15 protein-coding genes are annotated in these 14,792 nt (G+C 68.4%); 3 read left to right on the top strand and 12 right to left on the bottom strand.

The features are described from left to right. Positions 1 to 37 precede the first annotated feature (37 nt). The 7 genes from AC5WS7_RS10225 to xylA all read right to left on the bottom strand — a co-directional run bounded on the left by AC5WS7_RS10225 (position 38) and on the right by xylA (position 7,005). A complete protein-coding gene (locus AC5WS7_RS10225; protein WP_495954172.1) occupies positions 38 to 1,264 on the bottom strand; it encodes a cytochrome P450 family protein in 1,227 nt (408 codons plus the stop codon). After that, positions 1,261 to 2,544 carry a cytochrome P450 family protein gene (locus tag AC5WS7_RS10230; RefSeq protein ID WP_495954173.1) on the bottom strand — a complete coding sequence of 428 codons (1,284 nt, stop codon included), beginning with the start codon at positions 2,542 to 2,544 and terminating at the stop codon, positions 1,261 to 1,263. Before AC5WS7_RS10230 ends, AC5WS7_RS10225 begins: the two co-directional genes overlap by 4 nt. After that, entirely contained in the window at positions 2,541 to 3,158 is a 618-nt protein-coding gene (locus tag AC5WS7_RS10235; RefSeq protein ID WP_495954174.1) for a GTP-binding protein, read from the bottom strand. The genes AC5WS7_RS10230 and AC5WS7_RS10235 overlap by 4 nt, the downstream gene beginning before the upstream one ends. Then, a complete protein-coding gene (locus AC5WS7_RS10240) occupies positions 3,139 to 3,510 on the bottom strand; it encodes a DUF742 domain-containing protein (RefSeq protein WP_495954175.1) in 372 nt (123 codons plus the stop codon). Before AC5WS7_RS10240 ends, AC5WS7_RS10235 begins: the two co-directional genes overlap by 20 nt. 10 nt (positions 3,511 to 3,520) lie before the next feature. Continuing rightward, positions 3,521 to 3,931, bottom strand: coding sequence for a roadblock/LC7 domain-containing protein (locus AC5WS7_RS10245; RefSeq protein WP_495954176.1), 411 nt, complete (start codon positions 3,929 to 3,931; stop codon positions 3,521 to 3,523). Then, positions 3,928 to 5,388, bottom strand: a complete 1,461-nt coding sequence (locus AC5WS7_RS10250) for a sensor histidine kinase (RefSeq protein WP_495954177.1) — start codon at positions 5,386 to 5,388, stop codon at positions 3,928 to 3,930. Before AC5WS7_RS10250 ends, AC5WS7_RS10245 begins: the two co-directional genes overlap by 4 nt. Before the next feature lie 450 nt (positions 5,389 to 5,838). Next, a complete protein-coding gene (gene xylA / locus AC5WS7_RS10255) occupies positions 5,839 to 7,005 on the bottom strand; it encodes a xylose isomerase (protein WP_495954178.1) in 1,167 nt (388 codons plus the stop codon). A gap of 116 nt (positions 7,006 to 7,121) precedes the next feature. Between xylA and xylB the strand changes: the two genes are divergently transcribed. After that, positions 7,122 to 8,573 (top strand): xylulokinase, encoded by a 1,452-nt coding sequence (gene xylB / locus AC5WS7_RS10260; protein WP_495954179.1) that lies wholly within the window; start codon positions 7,122 to 7,124, stop codon positions 8,571 to 8,573. 232 nt (positions 8,574 to 8,805) lie between these two features. Continuing rightward, on the top strand, positions 8,806 to 10,068 hold the full coding sequence (locus AC5WS7_RS10265) for an ROK family protein (protein ID WP_495954180.1): 1,263 nt from the start codon (positions 8,806 to 8,808) through the stop codon (positions 10,066 to 10,068). On the opposite strand, the gene AC5WS7_RS10270 is transcribed toward AC5WS7_RS10265, so the two are convergent. Continuing rightward, positions 10,065 to 10,727 (bottom strand): hypothetical protein, encoded by a 663-nt coding sequence (locus tag AC5WS7_RS10270; RefSeq protein ID WP_495954181.1) that lies wholly within the window; start codon positions 10,725 to 10,727, stop codon positions 10,065 to 10,067. The genes AC5WS7_RS10265 and AC5WS7_RS10270 overlap by 4 nt on opposite strands. A 380-nt stretch (positions 10,728 to 11,107) precedes the next feature. Here AC5WS7_RS10270 and AC5WS7_RS10275 point away from each other — a divergent pair, with 380 nt between their 5' ends. Beyond that, a complete protein-coding gene (locus AC5WS7_RS10275) occupies positions 11,108 to 11,470 on the top strand; it encodes a DUF1304 domain-containing protein (RefSeq protein ID WP_495954182.1) in 363 nt (120 codons plus the stop codon). Positions 11,471 to 11,500: 30 nt separating this feature from the next. Here the strand turns inward: AC5WS7_RS10275 and AC5WS7_RS10280 are convergent, their stop codons facing one another. Genes AC5WS7_RS10280 through AC5WS7_RS10295 form a run of 4 tightly spaced genes read right to left on the bottom strand, consistent with a single transcriptional unit; the run spans position 11,501 to position 14,663 of the window. After that, positions 11,501 to 12,052, bottom strand: coding sequence for a GNAT family N-acetyltransferase (locus AC5WS7_RS10280; protein ID WP_495954183.1), 552 nt, complete (start codon positions 12,050 to 12,052; stop codon positions 11,501 to 11,503). A 54-nt stretch (positions 12,053 to 12,106) separates the two neighbouring features. Continuing rightward, the gene (locus AC5WS7_RS10285; protein WP_495954184.1) at positions 12,107 to 12,868 is read right to left on the bottom strand and encodes an SDR family oxidoreductase; all 762 of its coding nucleotides are present in this window, start codon (positions 12,866 to 12,868) and stop codon (positions 12,107 to 12,109) included. A 32-nt stretch (positions 12,869 to 12,900) separates the two neighbouring features. Then, positions 12,901 to 14,082 (bottom strand): NADH:flavin oxidoreductase, encoded by a 1,182-nt coding sequence (locus tag AC5WS7_RS10290; protein ID WP_495954185.1) that lies wholly within the window; start codon positions 14,080 to 14,082, stop codon positions 12,901 to 12,903. After that, entirely contained in the window at positions 14,079 to 14,663 is a 585-nt protein-coding gene (locus AC5WS7_RS10295; protein ID WP_495954186.1) for a TetR family transcriptional regulator, read from the bottom strand. Before AC5WS7_RS10295 ends, AC5WS7_RS10290 begins: the two co-directional genes overlap by 4 nt. Positions 14,664 to 14,792: the final 129 nt, after the last annotated feature.

Raw genomic sequence — 14,792 nt, forward strand, 5'->3', positions numbered from 1 at the left:
GTTAGAACACGTTCCAGAAATTGCCTAGTGGAACCGTTCAGACAGCCGTCAGACGCACCGGAAGCGCGGCCACGTCGTTCTGCGTGAGCACCGGCAGGTTCCGCAGTTCCCCGACCGGAACGGCCAGGTCCAGGTCCGGGAAACGCTCGAAGAGGGCGGGCAGGGCGATCGCGGCCTCGAGCCGGGCCAGGGCCGCGCCGGGGCAGATGTGCGGACCGTAGCCGAAGGAGATGTTGCGGTGCGCGGTCGGGCGGGTGATGTCGAAATCGTCGGCGTCCGCGCCGTGCACCGCGAGATCGCGCCCGATCGCCCGGTACGACATCACCACACCCTCGCCCTTCTCGATCACGGTGTCGCCGACGGCGATGTCCTCGGTCGCGAATCGCATGAGCAGGTGGATCACCGGGCCGTCCCAGCGCAGGGTCTCCTCGATCACCTGTTTCCACTCGACCTCGCCGCTGCGCACCAGTTTCAGCTGGTCCGGATGGGTCAGCAGCGCCCGCACGGCCGAGATGATCACGCTGACCGTGGTCTCGTGCCCGGCGGCGATCAGGGCGCGCAGATTGCCCTCGACCTCCTCCTCGGTCAGCGGCTCACCACCCTCGTCGGCCTGGATGAACGCGCTGGTCAGGTCGTCGGTGGGGTGCGCGGTGCGCTCGCGCACCATGGTCGTGAAGTACGCGATCATCTCCTCGATGATCCGCAGCCGATCCTGCTGCGGGGTCAGCAACGAGAAGAACGCCTTCCAGCGCTCCAGCAGCATCGGATGGTCGGCGCGATCCACGCCCATCAGCTCGCTGATCACCCGCATCGGCAGCGGATAGGCGAAGACCGCCTTCAGGTCCACGACCTCGCCGTCACTCCCCGCGGCGGCGAGATCGTCCAGCAGTTCGCCGGTGAATCGTTCGATCATGGGCCGCAGCGCCTCGAGCCGCCGGGGCGTGAGCGCCTGGGTGGTCTTGATCCGCAGCCGCCGGTGTTCGGGCCCGTCGACGGTGAACATCGATCGACCGGCGTCGATCATGCCGATCAGCGGCCACTCCCGGGTGACCGTGCCGGAGGTCCACAGCGACCAGGAGCCGATGTCCTTGACCAGGCGCGGGTCGACAAGCAACTGCCGGGCGATCTGGTGATCGGTCACCGTCCACGCCGGAACGCCCAACAGCTCGATCCTGGTCAGCGGGCCCTCGTCGCGCAATCGCGCGGTTTCCCCGGCCAGATCCCCGATCATCGGGTCGACGACGAGGGGACATTGGTTGCTCACGACATACCTCCGACTGCACGAACCGGTGTGAAATTGACTGGGAGCGAAGACATTCCACGAAGGAATGGCGACGGCCGGCGCACCAGCCGGTCCGGCGGCACGGCGAGATCGATATCGGGCAGCCGATCCAGCAGCACCTCGATACCGGTGCGGGCGATGATCTCGGCGATCTGCTGCGCCGGGAACGGGCACCGGTATTCACCGTGGCTGAACGCGAAATGCGCGCTGTTACCCGCGTGCACGAGATCCGCGCCATCCCCCAGGTGCGCGCGCACGTGCGGGTCGCCGTTGGCCGCGCCCAGACCGAGCAGCAGCATGTCGCCCGCGCGAATCACCTTGTCCGCCAAGCGAGTGTCGCGCGAGGCCCAGCGGCCCGCGAGAATCTGATTGGGCGCGTCCTCCCAGAGTGCCTCGTTCATGGCCTGATCCACGCTGCGCCGCCCGCCGCCGAACGCGACGGCGAAACGCTCGTCGGTCAGCATCAGCCCCAGCGAGTTGATCAACCAGTCCGCCGTGGTCAGATGTCCCGCGGCCAGTACCGCCTGCACGTCGTAGCCGTACTCCTCGGCCGTGAACGGCTCCGGGAATTCGATCATCGCGGTGATCATGTTGTGGCCCGGATGTTCTCGTTCCCGATGCACCCTTCCGTGCGCGAGTTCGGTGAACCGCTGATACGCCGCCTGCGCCTGAGCGCCGCCGTCGGCGAGAGTCTTCATCGCCCACGCGAGTTCGGGCGCCTCCGCCTCGGAGAATCCCATCAGCCGCGCCAGCGCGAGCACGGGCAACGGTTCGGCGAATTCGGAAACCAGCTCGGCCTCGCCCCGGCCGCAGAACACGTCGATCATCCGATCGGCGAGATCCTCACAGGTACTGCGCAATTCGAACGGATCGATCGATTCCAGCGCGGGTTCCACCATCGCCACGTGCCGCCGGTGCTCGGCGCCCGCGGTGAAGTAGATCGAGGGAATGGGCTGACCGACCATCGGCAACAGGGGCCAGTCCGGCGGAATGTTCGGCCACTGATTCCACAGGGCGACGTTGCGCGGGAACAGATCCGGATCGCTGGTCACCTGATGCAGTTCCCGGTAGCCGATGACCAGCCACGCCGGAATCCCGCCCGCCAGCTCGACCGCCACCACCGGGCCGTGCGCGCTGCGCATCTCCGCGTAGAGCCGATGCGGATCGGTATGGAATCGCGGTCCGCTCAACGGCACCACCGAGGAGTCCGGGTGCACCGGGCAGCCCGCGATGTGGTCGTAGCCGGCTTCGGGCGTTGTCATGGCGCGGACTCCGGGGTCGGGGCGGCACCTGCGTAGAGATGCTCGACGAGGGTGATCAGGACCTGCTTGCCCGAATCCCGGGACCGGGCATCGCATTGCACCAGCGGGACGTGCGGATCCAGATCCAGTGCGGCGCGCACCTCCTCGGGATCGGTCACCCGGGTGCCGAAGTCGTTGCACGCCACCACGAACGGCGTGCGCTGATATTCGAGCCGGTCGATGGCGTACCAGCAGTCGGCGATCCGGCCGGGGTCCACCAGCACGATCGCCCCGAGAGCGCCGGTGAACAGCCTGTCCCACAGGAACCAGAACCGCTCCTGACCGGGCGCGCCGAACAGATACAGCACATGTTCGGCGTCGATGGTGATCCGGCCGAAGTCGAATGCCACAGTGGTGGTGGACTTCCCGGGCACGGCGGACGGATCGTCCACGCCCGCGGCGGCATCGGTCATGGTCGCCTCGGTGTCCAGCGGCCGGATCTCGCTGACCGACCGGACCATGGTGGTCTTGCCGACCCCGAAACCGCCCACGATGACGATCTTCAGCCCCTGCTGCACGGTGTCCTGCAGCGGTGCGTCCGCGCGGGCGGGCCGATCAAAGTTTGCGGAGTCCAACGAGCACCTTCTCGAGGGTGGAGGCATCGGCGACTCCGGTCCACCCCGCATCGCGGTCGGTGGAGCCGGAATACGGATGCCGCACGGTGATTCGGCCGGCGTGCAGCAGATCCGACAACAGGATCGTGACGATGCCGACCGGCAGACGCAGTTCGGCCGCGATCTCGACGACCGCGGTCGGGGCCCGGCACATGTCCAGGATCGCGACGTGTTCGGATTGCATGCCCGAGGTGGGAGCGCATTCGCTGACCACGAGGGTGACCAGGTCGAACGCGTCGGAATCGGGTTTGCTGCGGCCACCGGTGAGCGTGTACAACCGGTCGGGCCCCTCGTCCCGGACGGACCGGCTCATCGCGAATACCTCACGCCGCGCCCCCGTTTCGTGGCTGCGCGACCAAGTGGTGGCCGAGTTGTTCGACCAGTTCGGCCATGTTGTGCCCCACCAGGCCCGCGTCGGCCTCCTCGTTCGCGACCACCGCGAGATGCGTGCCCAGTCCGGACTGGACGATGAACAGGATTCCGCCGTGGAATTCGGTCATCGATTGGCGCACACCGCCTTTGGCGTCACCGAACTCGACCGACGCACCGTGCGACAGGCTCTGGATCCCCGCCGCGATCGCGGCCAGCTGATCGGCCTTGTCGACGGTCAGCTCCGGCGTATGGCACATCTTGAGCCCGTCGCTGGACAGCAGCAGCGCGTGACGTGTCTGCGGGGTGCGAGACAGCAGCTGTTCGAGCAGCCAGCCCAGCTGGGACGGCGCGGATGTCGTCATTGTTCGTTCTCCACGGTCGGGGACGGATCGGTGGTGTCCGCGCTGTCGCGTCCGCTGATCGCGCGCTGGAAAGCCCCCAGCGCAGCGGGTTTCGGCGGCGGGGAGACCGGCGCGCCCGGCGGTTCCGCGGACTCGCCCAGTCCTTCGGGATGCACGGCGGCCAGGGTGCTGCCCTTGCGTCGTTTCGGCAGCGGCGAGGCGGTGGGTGCGGTGGCGGTTGCGGTTCCGTTCGATTCGGCGGCCGCGGCGATCGCGTGTACGGCGGTATCGAACCGGGCGGCGGGCAACTGCTGGAATTCGGTGCGGGAGGAGGCGATCGAAACCGTCGCGGGCGCACCACGATCCACTCGGACGATCAGATCACGCGGCACCACCACGACCACGGCGGTGCCGCCGATCGCCGACGGGCGGTACGACACTCGCAGGCCGTGCTTGCGGGCCAGATGGCCGACCACCGCGAGGCCGAGCCGAGTTCCGGTGAGCGAGGACAGATCCGAGCGCTCGCCCGTCCCGGTGCCCGATACCGCCTCCTCCGCGCGACGCAGCGCCGACTCGCTCATCACCAGGCCGCTGTCCTCGATGGTGACCACCACGCCCGCGGGCACTTCGGCGGCGTAGACGTGCACCTCGGTGGTCGGCGGGGAGAAGTTGCAGGCGTTGTCGAGAAGTTCGGCCAGCGCGTGCATCACGCCCTCGGCCGCGTGTCCGGCGACGCCGATATCGGCGATGACACGCAACCGCACTCGCTGATATCCGGCGATGCGGCCCATCGAGCCGCGCAGAATCGACTCCATCGCAATGGGTTTGGCCCAGCGTCGCCCGGTGCGCGCACCGCTGAGCACCGCGACGCTGTCGGCGAGGCGACCGGCCTGTGCGGTGCGGTGATCGAGTTCCAGCAGGTCGGCCAGGACCTTCGGGTCGCCGTGGCGGTGTTCCATCTCGCGCAGTTCGGCCAGCATGCTGGTGGTCATGGCCTGCATCCGCCCGGCCGCGCCCGCGAATGCGGCCAATGCCGAGGCACGGCGGCGCTCGCTCTGCCGGGCCTGCGCGGCCCGGTCGGCCACGGCCCGCTCGGCGGCCTCGATCCGCAGCGCGGCATCCTCGCCCACCGCGACCAACTGCGCCGAAAGTTCCTCGCGCACAGCGCTCACCCGCGCCGAAGCCTCCCGATGCACGGCCTCCAGGGTGCGCTCGGATTCCTCGGCCAGCGTCCGGTACCGGCGCGCCTGCGTCGCGTAGTAGACGCCCGTGGCGGCGATCGCACACACCAGGACGGCGGCCGCACTGCACCCGATCGCCATCGACAACCGTTCATCGACGGGGGTGACGAACACCGCGCCCATCACCGCGACCGCCGCGACGACCGCGCACGCGCCGAACGCGCTGCCGGCCGCGCGCAGATCTCGATTGCCGGAAGCGGTAGCCTGACCGTTCTGCGAATTTACTGATACGGCCAACTTCTACACTTTCCGCTTCGTAACCGACCATTAATCGAAACAGCACGGGTGTACACCCCGTATACACCCGAATCCCCTGTTGGAGGCCCCGATTCATTACGCGCTGCAGCATAGCCCGGCGGACACGGCGTCGCCACCCGACGGGATGTGACCCGGTCGAGTTACGGTCCAGCATTACCTGCCGGATGAAAGATTCATATTGAAGTTCGAACCATAAGTACCCCGGGACTGCACGGCGAAAACCTAGGACTTCCGAACATCTTCAGCCGACGTTCGACATTCCGAAATCCGCCGATCACACCCCGATCACGCACCGATCACGGTGTGGCACAGCGAAGCTCGCGCGGAGCCGCTTCACCTCACCCCGCGCGCGGGCAGCCCTCGCCGGAGCCGCCCACGCCCGCAAGTTACCGGCGCATCACCACCGCGGCCCACCGCCGCGGCGGCCGGTCAGCGAGCACCCAGCAGATGCTCCAGAGCCAGCTGATCGAGCCGCTCGAAGGCCATCCCGCGCCGACCGGCGGCCTCGGGATCGAATTCCTCGAAGCTGGCGCGGTCGGCCAGCAGCCCGGACAGACCGTCGGCCGCGGTCGGCACCGCCAGTTCGTCCACCCGCGAATCTCGCAGCGCCTCTTGCACATCCGGATCGGCCCGGAATGCCTTGGCGCGGTCGGCCAGGATGAGATAGTTCCGCATACACCCGGCCGCCGCAGCCCAGACCCCCTCGAAATCCTCGGTGCGCGCCGGCTTGAAATCGAAATGGCGCGGGCCCTGATAGTCACTGCGTTCGAGCAGGTCCACGAGCCAGAATGCCTGGCGCACATCACCCGCGCCGAAACGCAGGTCCTGATCGTATTTCGGGCCGGTCTGACCGTTCAGGTCGATATGGAAGAGTTTGCCGTGCCACAGTGCCTGAGCTATGCCGTGCGGGAAATTCAATCCGGCCATCTGCTCATGTCCCACTTCAGGATTCAGGCCGAACAGTTCCGGGAATTCCAGCTCGTCGATGAAGGCCAGGGCATGGCCGATCGTCGGCAGCAGGATATCCCCGCGCGGTTCGTTCGGCTTGGGCTCGATGGCGAAGCGGATTCCATAGCCCTGCTCGCGGACATGCGTGGCGAGCAGGTCGAAAGCTTCCTTCAGCCGATCCAGCGCGAGGCGCACATCCTTGGCCCCGCCGGATTCGGCCCCGTCCCGGCCACCCCAGGCGACATAGGTGGACGCGCCCAGCTCAACCGCCAGATCGATATTGCGGAGTGTCTTGCGCAGGGCATAACGCCGCACGTCACGGTCGTTGGCGGTGAACGCGCCGTCCTTGAACACCGGATGGGTGAACAGGTTGGTCGTGGCCATCGGCACGGCGAGGCCGAACTTGTCCAGCGCGGCCCGGAAACGCGTGATGATCTGCGCCCGTTGGGATTCCGATGCGTCCAGCGGAATCACATCGTTGTCGTGGAAGGTGATGCCGTACGCGCCCAGTTCGGCCAGGCGCTCGATCGATTCGACCGGATCCAGCGCCGGGCGCGTCGCGTCGCCGAACGGATCGCGGCCCTGCCAGCCGACGGTCCACAGGCCGAAGGTGAATCGGTCGGCGGGGGTGGGAGTGAACCTGCTCATGCGCGGCTCCGAACTCTGCGCGGGACGAATCCCTATTTGTTAAGTCGAAAAACAAATATAGTGGGCGGTGACCGGGATGGGAAGACCGTCCGCACGACCACGGCAGGAGCGTGACCATGACTGTTCAACGCGTCGTCCTCGGCGTCGACAGTTCGACGCAGGCGACCAAGGCGCTGGCGGTCGACGCGGATTCGGGGAAGGTGCTCGGCGAGGGGCGCGCACCGCATGCGGTCAGTCCGGGCCGGGCTCGCGAGAGCGATCCGCGGCAGTGGTGGTCGGCACTGTGCGCGGCGGTCGAGCAAACCGGGTATTCCGCACGGGCCGAGGCGATTTCGATCGGCGGACAGCAACACGGCCTGGTGACCCTGGACGCCGCCGGCGAACCGGTCCGCCCGGCGCTGCTGTGGAACGACGTACGTTCGGCGCCCCAAGCCGAGGCGCTGGTCGAGCGCTTCGGCGCGCGGTGGTGGGCCGAGCGCGCGGGCTCGGTGCCCAATGCCTCCTTCACCGCCGCCAAGTGGGCATGGCTGCGCGAGAACGAACCCCGCAACGCCGAACGCGTTGCGGCCGTGCGACTTCCGCACGACTACCTCACCGAGCGGCTGACCGGCATCGGCGCGACCGACCGGGGCGACGCCTCGGGCACGGCCTGGTGGACGCCCTCGGGATACGACCAGGAGGTGCTCGCGGCGATCGGACTGGATTCCGCGACGCTTCCCGCGCTCGCGCCGCCGGACCGCGCGGTGGGCCCGTCGCGCGCGGACGGACCTGTGCCGCAAGGGATTCCGGTCGCGGTAGGCACCGGAGACAATATGGCCGCGGCGCTGGGCCTGGGGCTGGAGGCGGGCACACCCGTCCTGAGCCTGGGCACCTCCGGCACCGTGTACGCCCGCACCCTGGCACGCCCGGGTGACCCCACCGGAGTCGTGGCCGGATTCGCCGATGCCGGGGGCGATTGGCTGCCCTTGGCGTGCACGCTGAACTGCACCCAGGCCATCGACCGCGTCGCGACGCTGCTGGGTCTGGACCGGGAGCAGGTGGAGCCGGGCGGCAGCGCGGTCGTTCTGCCGTATCTCGACGGGGAGCGCACCCCTCGCCTGCCCTCCGCGAGCGGCTTGATCCACGGTCTGCGCCACGACACCACCCCCGGCCAGATTCTGCAAGCCGCCTACGACGGAGCGGTGTATTCACTGCTCGCAGCGCTGGAATCGGTTCTCACACCCGGCGCCGCGTCGCCGGACCGGGACACTCCGCTACTTCTCATCGGCGGCGGGGCCCGTGGAACGGCTTGGCAGCACACGGTTCTGCGTCTGTCCGGCCGCGCGGTCCGGATCCCGCCCGCCGGGGAACTGGTCGCTCTCGGTGCGGCCGCCCAGGCCGCGGCGCTGCTGACCGGCGAGAACCCCTACGCGGTCGCGCGACGCTGGGGCACCGCCGAGGGCCCACTGCTGGAACCGGTTCCGCGCGACAGCAGCGCGGCCGACCGGATCGCCGAGACACTTCGTTGCGCCGCACCGCTTTTCGGCGAAGGCGCAGCCGACTCGGCCACATCCAGGAGCGCCGGATGAACACGAAACTCCTCGCCATCGTCCACCGGCTTGCACCGGATGCGACACTCGAACCGGCGATCGCTCGCCGCGCCGGGCGTGGGCGCGCCGGGAAAGGCATCGTCCGCCCCAGCGAACGCCTCCCCCGCGTACAGCGACGCACGACCGGCGCCGCCCGTCACCGACGATCGCCGGTCACACGGCCGACAGCGCCGTCCGGTCCTGCGCGATCCCGCGCCACGGGTGCCGGCGCATGACCGAAATATCACGCGGGGCCCCCGACTCTCGCAACGTACGACACGACCACAGCGGAACCGCACATCGGGAGATCGCGCCCGCGCACTCCCCGGGCCGGGCCGCATCCCAACTGGGGATGCGCAGGCAGAATCTGGCCGTCGTCCTGCAAACCGTGGCAGCGCATCCGGAATTGTCCCGCGCCGACGTGGCCGGGCGAACCGGCCTCACCCGTGCGGCGGTCTCCAGCCTGGTCGACGAGCTCATCGCCGCCGAACTCGTGCGCGAGGGGCCGACGGCATCCTCGGGACGCGCGGGCCGTCCGGGGCGCACGCTGACGCTCAACGACAGCGGACCCGCCGGATTCGGACTCGAGATCGGGGTGTGCCACCTGGGCGCGTGCGTGGCCGATCTACGCGGCGAGGCGCGGGTATGGCGGCGCGTCGAACGGGCGAACGCACATCACGATCCGACCGAAGTCCTTGCCGCACTGGCGAACCTGGCCCACGAGGCCCGGTCCGAAGCCGAAACCCTGGGCCTGCGCCCGCAGTCCCCGATACTGTCGGTACCCGGCCTGCCCGGACCCGGACCCGCGATACTCACGCACGCACCCAATCTCGGCTGGCACGACGTACCGATAGCCGAACTCTGGCCCGGGCCAGCGACACCGGAACTGGCGAACGAGGCCAATCTCGGTGCCCTCGCCGAACTCTGGACCGCACATGCCCCCGGCAACTTCCTGCACGTCTCCGCCGAGGCCGGAATCGGCGCGGCCCTGGTGATCGACGGACGGCTCTACACCGGATCACGCGGTTTCGCCGGAGAACTCGGACATATGCCGGTCCACCCGGACGGACCGGAATGCAGCTGCGGCAGTCGCGGATGCCTGGAGCTGTACGCGAACCAGGACGCGGTACTGCACGCGGCCGGACTGCCCGAGCCGACCGCCACGGACCCGGTCACCGTTCTCGCCGAACACGCCCGCGCGGGACATCCGGGCGCCCTGGACGCGATCGAACGCGCAGGTGACGCACTGGGTATCGCCCTCGCCGGTGCGATCGGCCTGTTCGACCCCGCCGCGGTGGTGGTCGGCGGAGCCTACGCCGAACTCGGCACCTGGCTGCTGCCCCGCATTCGCCGGCAGCTTCGAACCCGGCTCACCGTAAGGCCTTTCGACCCCCAGGCGGTCACCGCCTCACCGCTGGGCCGGCGCGGGCCGGTGCTCGGTGCGGCTCTGCACACGATCCAGGGGATTCTGCGAAATCCGGGCGGGCCGAGTTAGGCCCGCCGCATCGTCGCGGCGACGTCGTCCGGACGAAATACGTTGTGCGCATTCGCGATAACGCTCCGGCCGAAGGTGAGGTTACCCGCGGCCCCGACCACGGCGCCGATGCCGATCGGCAATGTCTTGCCGAACAGGAGCACGCCGCGTCTGACGATGAACTGCACGATGAACCGTTTCGCCATGGCGTTGTCGATATTGCGCACGATCGGGAGTTTGTCGGCCACCACATTGGCCCAATCCTTGGCCGACTGACTGGCATTGCGGCCCAGCAACGCCATACCGCTCTCGCCGAGCACCACACCGACGACGCGAGCGCGCTGCTCGTCCGGCGGCAACGTCTCGATGCCGTGCAGCGCGCCCACCGAGGCGGCGTACAGCGCGGAGGCTTCGAGGAAGAAGACGGATTCGATACCGCTGGCGGCCAGTCCGATCAGCGTGCCCACCCCGGGCACGACGGCCGACAGACCCGCGATGGTGCCGCTCGCGGTGACGACGATCAGGTAGTTCGACTCCAGCTTCTTCTCGATATCCTCTGAAGAACGGTCCGGATGCCGCTGCCGCAACCGGTCGACGTATCTCGCCGCGAACGGCACCTGTACACCCGTTCCGCCGCGCAAGAGCATTTCGACGGACTTCTGTATCGTGCGTTCGAACAAGACGGCGTTCCCTTCCCTGGCCCGACGTGCTGGTCTCGATACTGCTCCCGGGAGCATATCCGAGCGCGATCGCGACGGCGGTGGCGTCGAGTCCGGTTCGTCACGTCGTCACCGCTCGGCGACCGTGATACCCGCGACCCACGACTCTATGCGCCCGCCCTCGATGAATTCGGAAACCTCTTGCGGTCCCGGTAGTTTCGCCCGGCAAGTGCGATTCCGCCTGGCTTCCATCCAATTCCCGGCACCCCGCCCGCGCCACCCGGCCGCCCGTGAACCCGGCGCGCTCGGTGAATGAACGGCGCGTCTTCCCGCATCGCGTTCGCCGGACCCGGCATGCTGTGCTGCGAGACGGGCGGACTCCGTGAGAAAGGCGTACCCGCATGCGAATCGTGGCCGATATTCTGGTCGGACTCCTGGCGATCCTGCACATCTACATCGCCGTCATGGAGATGTTCCTGTGGACCACCCCGCGCGTGCGTGCCTCCTTCGGCAACACCGCCGAATTCGCCGCGCAGACCAAGGTGCTGGCCGCGAATCAAGGCCTGTACAACGGATTTCTGGCCGCGGGCCTGATCTGGAGCCTGATCGCCGCCGACCCCGTCGGTCACGACGCGGCGATCTTCTTCACCGCCTGCGTCGTGGTCGCGGGGCTTTACGGCGGCTTCACCGCCGGACGGCGCATCCTGCTGGTTCAGGCGTTGCCGGGCGCGATCTCCCTGATCGCGGTACTGCTGGCGAGCTGATATCGCGAGTCAGGCCGCGCGCGGGCGCGATCACGACGCCGGGACCGCGAATTGCGCGGGCGCGAAGGTGAATACGTGATACCGCCGCTCCCCCAGACTGAATCCGGGTACTTCGTTCATTCCGTAATGACGATGCACGGCAAGCGATTTGCGGTTCGCGTCCTCGACGAACGCCACACCGAGATCGAACCGGTCGCGCAACTGCTCACACAGCCCCCGCAACAGCAGGGTCAGCACACCGCGACCCTGGAACCGCGGATCGACCGCGGCCGGTCCGTACAGGAACAGCCGCCGGTCGCCCACCGCGGCCCGCGCGGCCTCGGCGGTCCGGCGCGGCGGTCCGTCGGGCGGGTCGAGGGCTTGGGAGGTCATCGCGAAGCCCGCGAGCCGATCGCCCTCCTCGGCGAGGAATACGCCGGTACCGGCCTCGAACCGGGCGAGCACATCCCGGTCCATCGTGCCCTGCACGAAGCCGCGTTCGGCGCGCTCCTGCGGCGAGAGCCCGTCGCCGCGCGACGCTTCCATCAGCCGCAGTATCGCGGCCCGATCGTCCGGCCCCGAGCGGCGTACTTCGATTGTCATGACCCCGATCATCGCAGCACCGAGGCCCGGAACCGAGTAGCGCCTTCCCAGCGATCAGCCGATGGTCGACCCGGCCGTCATTCCGCCGTCGGCGACGAATTCCGCGCCGTTGCAGTAACTGGACTCCGCCGAGGCCAGGAAGACCACGAGAGCCGTGATCTCCTCGGGAAGACCAAGTCGTGCAAGGGAATTCGATTCGACGTCCACGGCCGGAGCAGCGCCCGGTTCGGCGACCGGCGCGCCGATCATCGGGGTCATGATGCCGCCCGGATGTACGGAGTTGACCCGCACACCGTGCGGAGCCAGTTCCAGCGCGGCGGATTTGGTGAGCCCCCGCACGCCGAATTTCGACGCGGTGTACGCGTGCATCCCCGCGACTCCCTGAATGCCCGCGGCCGAGGAAATATTGATCACCGAGGACGGGCGCGATTCAACCAGCGCGTCGCGGGCCGCGCCAAGGCCCAGGAACGGCCCGGTCAGATTCACCGAAAGTACACGCTCCCATTGCTTTTCGGTGTAGACGCCCAAGGGCCCGCCGTCCAGCAGGCCGGCATTGTTGACCAGAACGTTGAGGCCGCCGAACCGCTGGACCGCGGTGTCGACCGCCGCCGCCCAATCGTCCGCGCGGGTCACGTCGAGGTGCACGTAGACCGCCCGCTCGCCGAGTTCGGCCGCCAGCCGCTCACCGGTGTCGTCGGCGATATCGCCCAGCACCACCGCCGCGCCCTCGGCGACGAAGGCGCGCGCGTGCGAAGCGCCCATACCTCCGGCCGCGCCGGTGATCAGCGCGATGCGTCCGGTCAATCGTCCTGCCACAGTTGCAAACTCCTCGTTCGGTCGGTCGCGGTTCAATCTGCGGCGGCGGGCTGATCCAGGCGCAGCACGCACCGCGTGGTGGTGTAGATGGTCGGCATACATTCGTTGCAGTGAATGCAGGCCGATCGGGTCGCGGGATCGGATTGGATGCGCCGCAACAGGTCCGGCTCCCGCAACAGCGCGCGGCCCATGGCGACGAAGTCGAAACCCTCCGCACGGGCGAGCCGCATCGTCTCGAGATTCGTGATGCCGCCCAACAGGATCAGCGGCAGCGACAACTCGCGGCGGAACTGCCGGGCCAGGTCCAGCAGATAGGCGTCGCGGTACGGATATTCGCGCAGGAACTTCTTACCCACCACACGAAAACCCCATCGCGCCGGCCCCGGCAGCGTCTTCGCGAACGCGGCGCGCGGCGCGTCACCGTGGAACAGCAGCATCGGGTTGAGCAGTGAACTGCCCGCGGTCAACTCCAGCGCGTCGAGGCAGCCGTCCTGTTCCAGCCACCCGGCGACTCGCAACGACGCGGCCGGCCCCAGACCGCCGCGCACGCCGTCCGCCATATTCAGCTTGGCCGTCACCGCCAGCCGCCCGCCCACCGCCTCACGGACCGCGCGGGCGATCTCACGGGCCATCCGGGCGCGATTCTCCTCCGAACCGCCGTATCGATCGGTGCGCCGGTTCAGCAACGGACTCAGGAACGAACTGGCCAGATAGTTGTGCCCGAAATGGATCTCCACCGCGTCGAATCCGGCCTGCTCGGCGCAGCGGGCCGCATCGGCATGTGCCGCAACGAGTTCGGCGATCTCCGACTCGTCGGGAACCTTCATCATCCGCATTCCGAGCGGACTGAACATCCGGCTGGGCGCGAGCGCGGGCAACCGGTTGGACGCCGCGTTCGCGACGGGTCCGGCATGACCGAGCTGAGCGCTGACCGCCGCACCCTCGGCATGCACCGCGTCGGTGAGCCTGCGCAGTCCGGGCAATGCCTCCGGGCGCATCCAGATCTGATGCCGATCGGTGCGGCCGCCCGGAGCGACGGCGCAGTAGGCGACGGTCGTCATACCCACACCGCCGGCGGCGATTTCGCGATGGAACCCGATCAGCTCGTCGGTCACCAAGGCGTCGGGGGTGCGCCCCTCGAAGGTCGCGGCCTTGATCACCCTGTTGCGCAAGGTGATCGGGCCGAGCTTCGCGGGGGCGAAGATGTCGTTCATCGATTCTCTCCTGTGGGAGCGGTCAATCCGGCCACGACGAAATCGCGCAGTGTCGCCACCGCACCCGTGGACAGTTCGGAACCTTGTGATTCGACGCTGCCGAATCGCATGATGATCAGGTCGAAGGCGAGCATCCACCGGCGACGGCTCTCGCGTTCGCTCACGCCCGGTAGCAACCCGTCCCAGGTATCCAGGCGGAACCACGGCCGGCTGAATCCCACCGGGCGGCGGCCGAGCACGAACTGCGCCATCAACCGCAGGTGCAACCGCCCCACCGGATCGGCCGCCAGCTCGACGAACGGCTCGATCACCGCGTCGACGACCTCCGGCACCGCGGCATGCCGCGCGGTCAATTCGGTGAGCCGGGTATCCCACAACGCACCGAGACGATCCTCGATCAGCGCCGCGACGAGCGCCTCCTTGGAGCCGAAATGGTAATGCACCGCAGCGGAATTCGCGCCCGCCGCCGCGCAGATCCCGCGCACGGAAACCTCGTCGTACCGCCCGGTCAGCAGCAACTGCTCCGCCGCCGCGAGCAGCCGCTCACGGGTACCCGCCGCGTTCTCGACCTGCTCAGCCATGTCACCGAGTCAAACATATTTCAAACGATGATTCAATCACTGATTGAACAGTCTGGAGGGTCGCGGCTCGCCTCGGCCGCACCGGACTACAGGACAGCTACGTCAATGATTGTTTTACAAGATGCGGAG

The organism is Nocardia sp. PLKS1-43 (genome assembly GCF_059510335.1).

Excerpts from the sequence above, each read along its gene's own strand:
- AC5WS7_RS10280 (WP_495954183.1), bottom strand. The coding sequence starts at position 12,052 with ATGACAATCGAAGTACGCCGCTCGGGGCCGGACGATCGGGCCGCGATA.
- AC5WS7_RS10245 (WP_495954176.1), bottom strand. The coding sequence starts at position 3,931 with ATGACGACATCCGCGCCGTCCCAGCTGGGCTGGCTGCTCGAACAGCTG.
- xylA (WP_495954178.1), bottom strand. The coding sequence starts at position 7,005 with ATGAGCAGGTTCACTCCCACCCCCGCCGACCGATTCACCTTCGGCCTG.
- AC5WS7_RS10290 (WP_495954185.1), bottom strand. The coding sequence starts at position 14,082 with ATGAACGACATCTTCGCCCCCGCGAAGCTCGGCCCGATCACCTTGCGC.
- AC5WS7_RS10230 (WP_495954173.1), bottom strand. The coding sequence starts at position 2,544 with ATGACAACGCCCGAAGCCGGCTACGACCACATCGCGGGCTGCCCGGTG.
- AC5WS7_RS10275 (WP_495954182.1), top strand. The coding sequence starts at position 11,108 with ATGCGAATCGTGGCCGATATTCTGGTCGGACTCCTGGCGATCCTGCAC.
- AC5WS7_RS10295 (WP_495954186.1), bottom strand. The coding sequence starts at position 14,663 with ATGGCTGAGCAGGTCGAGAACGCGGCGGGTACCCGTGAGCGGCTGCTC.
- AC5WS7_RS10240 (WP_495954175.1), bottom strand. The coding sequence starts at position 3,510 with ATGAGCCGGTCCGTCCGGGACGAGGGGCCCGACCGGTTGTACACGCTC.
- AC5WS7_RS10265 (WP_495954180.1), top strand. The coding sequence starts at position 8,806 with ATGACCGAAATATCACGCGGGGCCCCCGACTCTCGCAACGTACGACAC.
- xylB (WP_495954179.1), top strand. The coding sequence starts at position 7,122 with ATGACTGTTCAACGCGTCGTCCTCGGCGTCGACAGTTCGACGCAGGCG.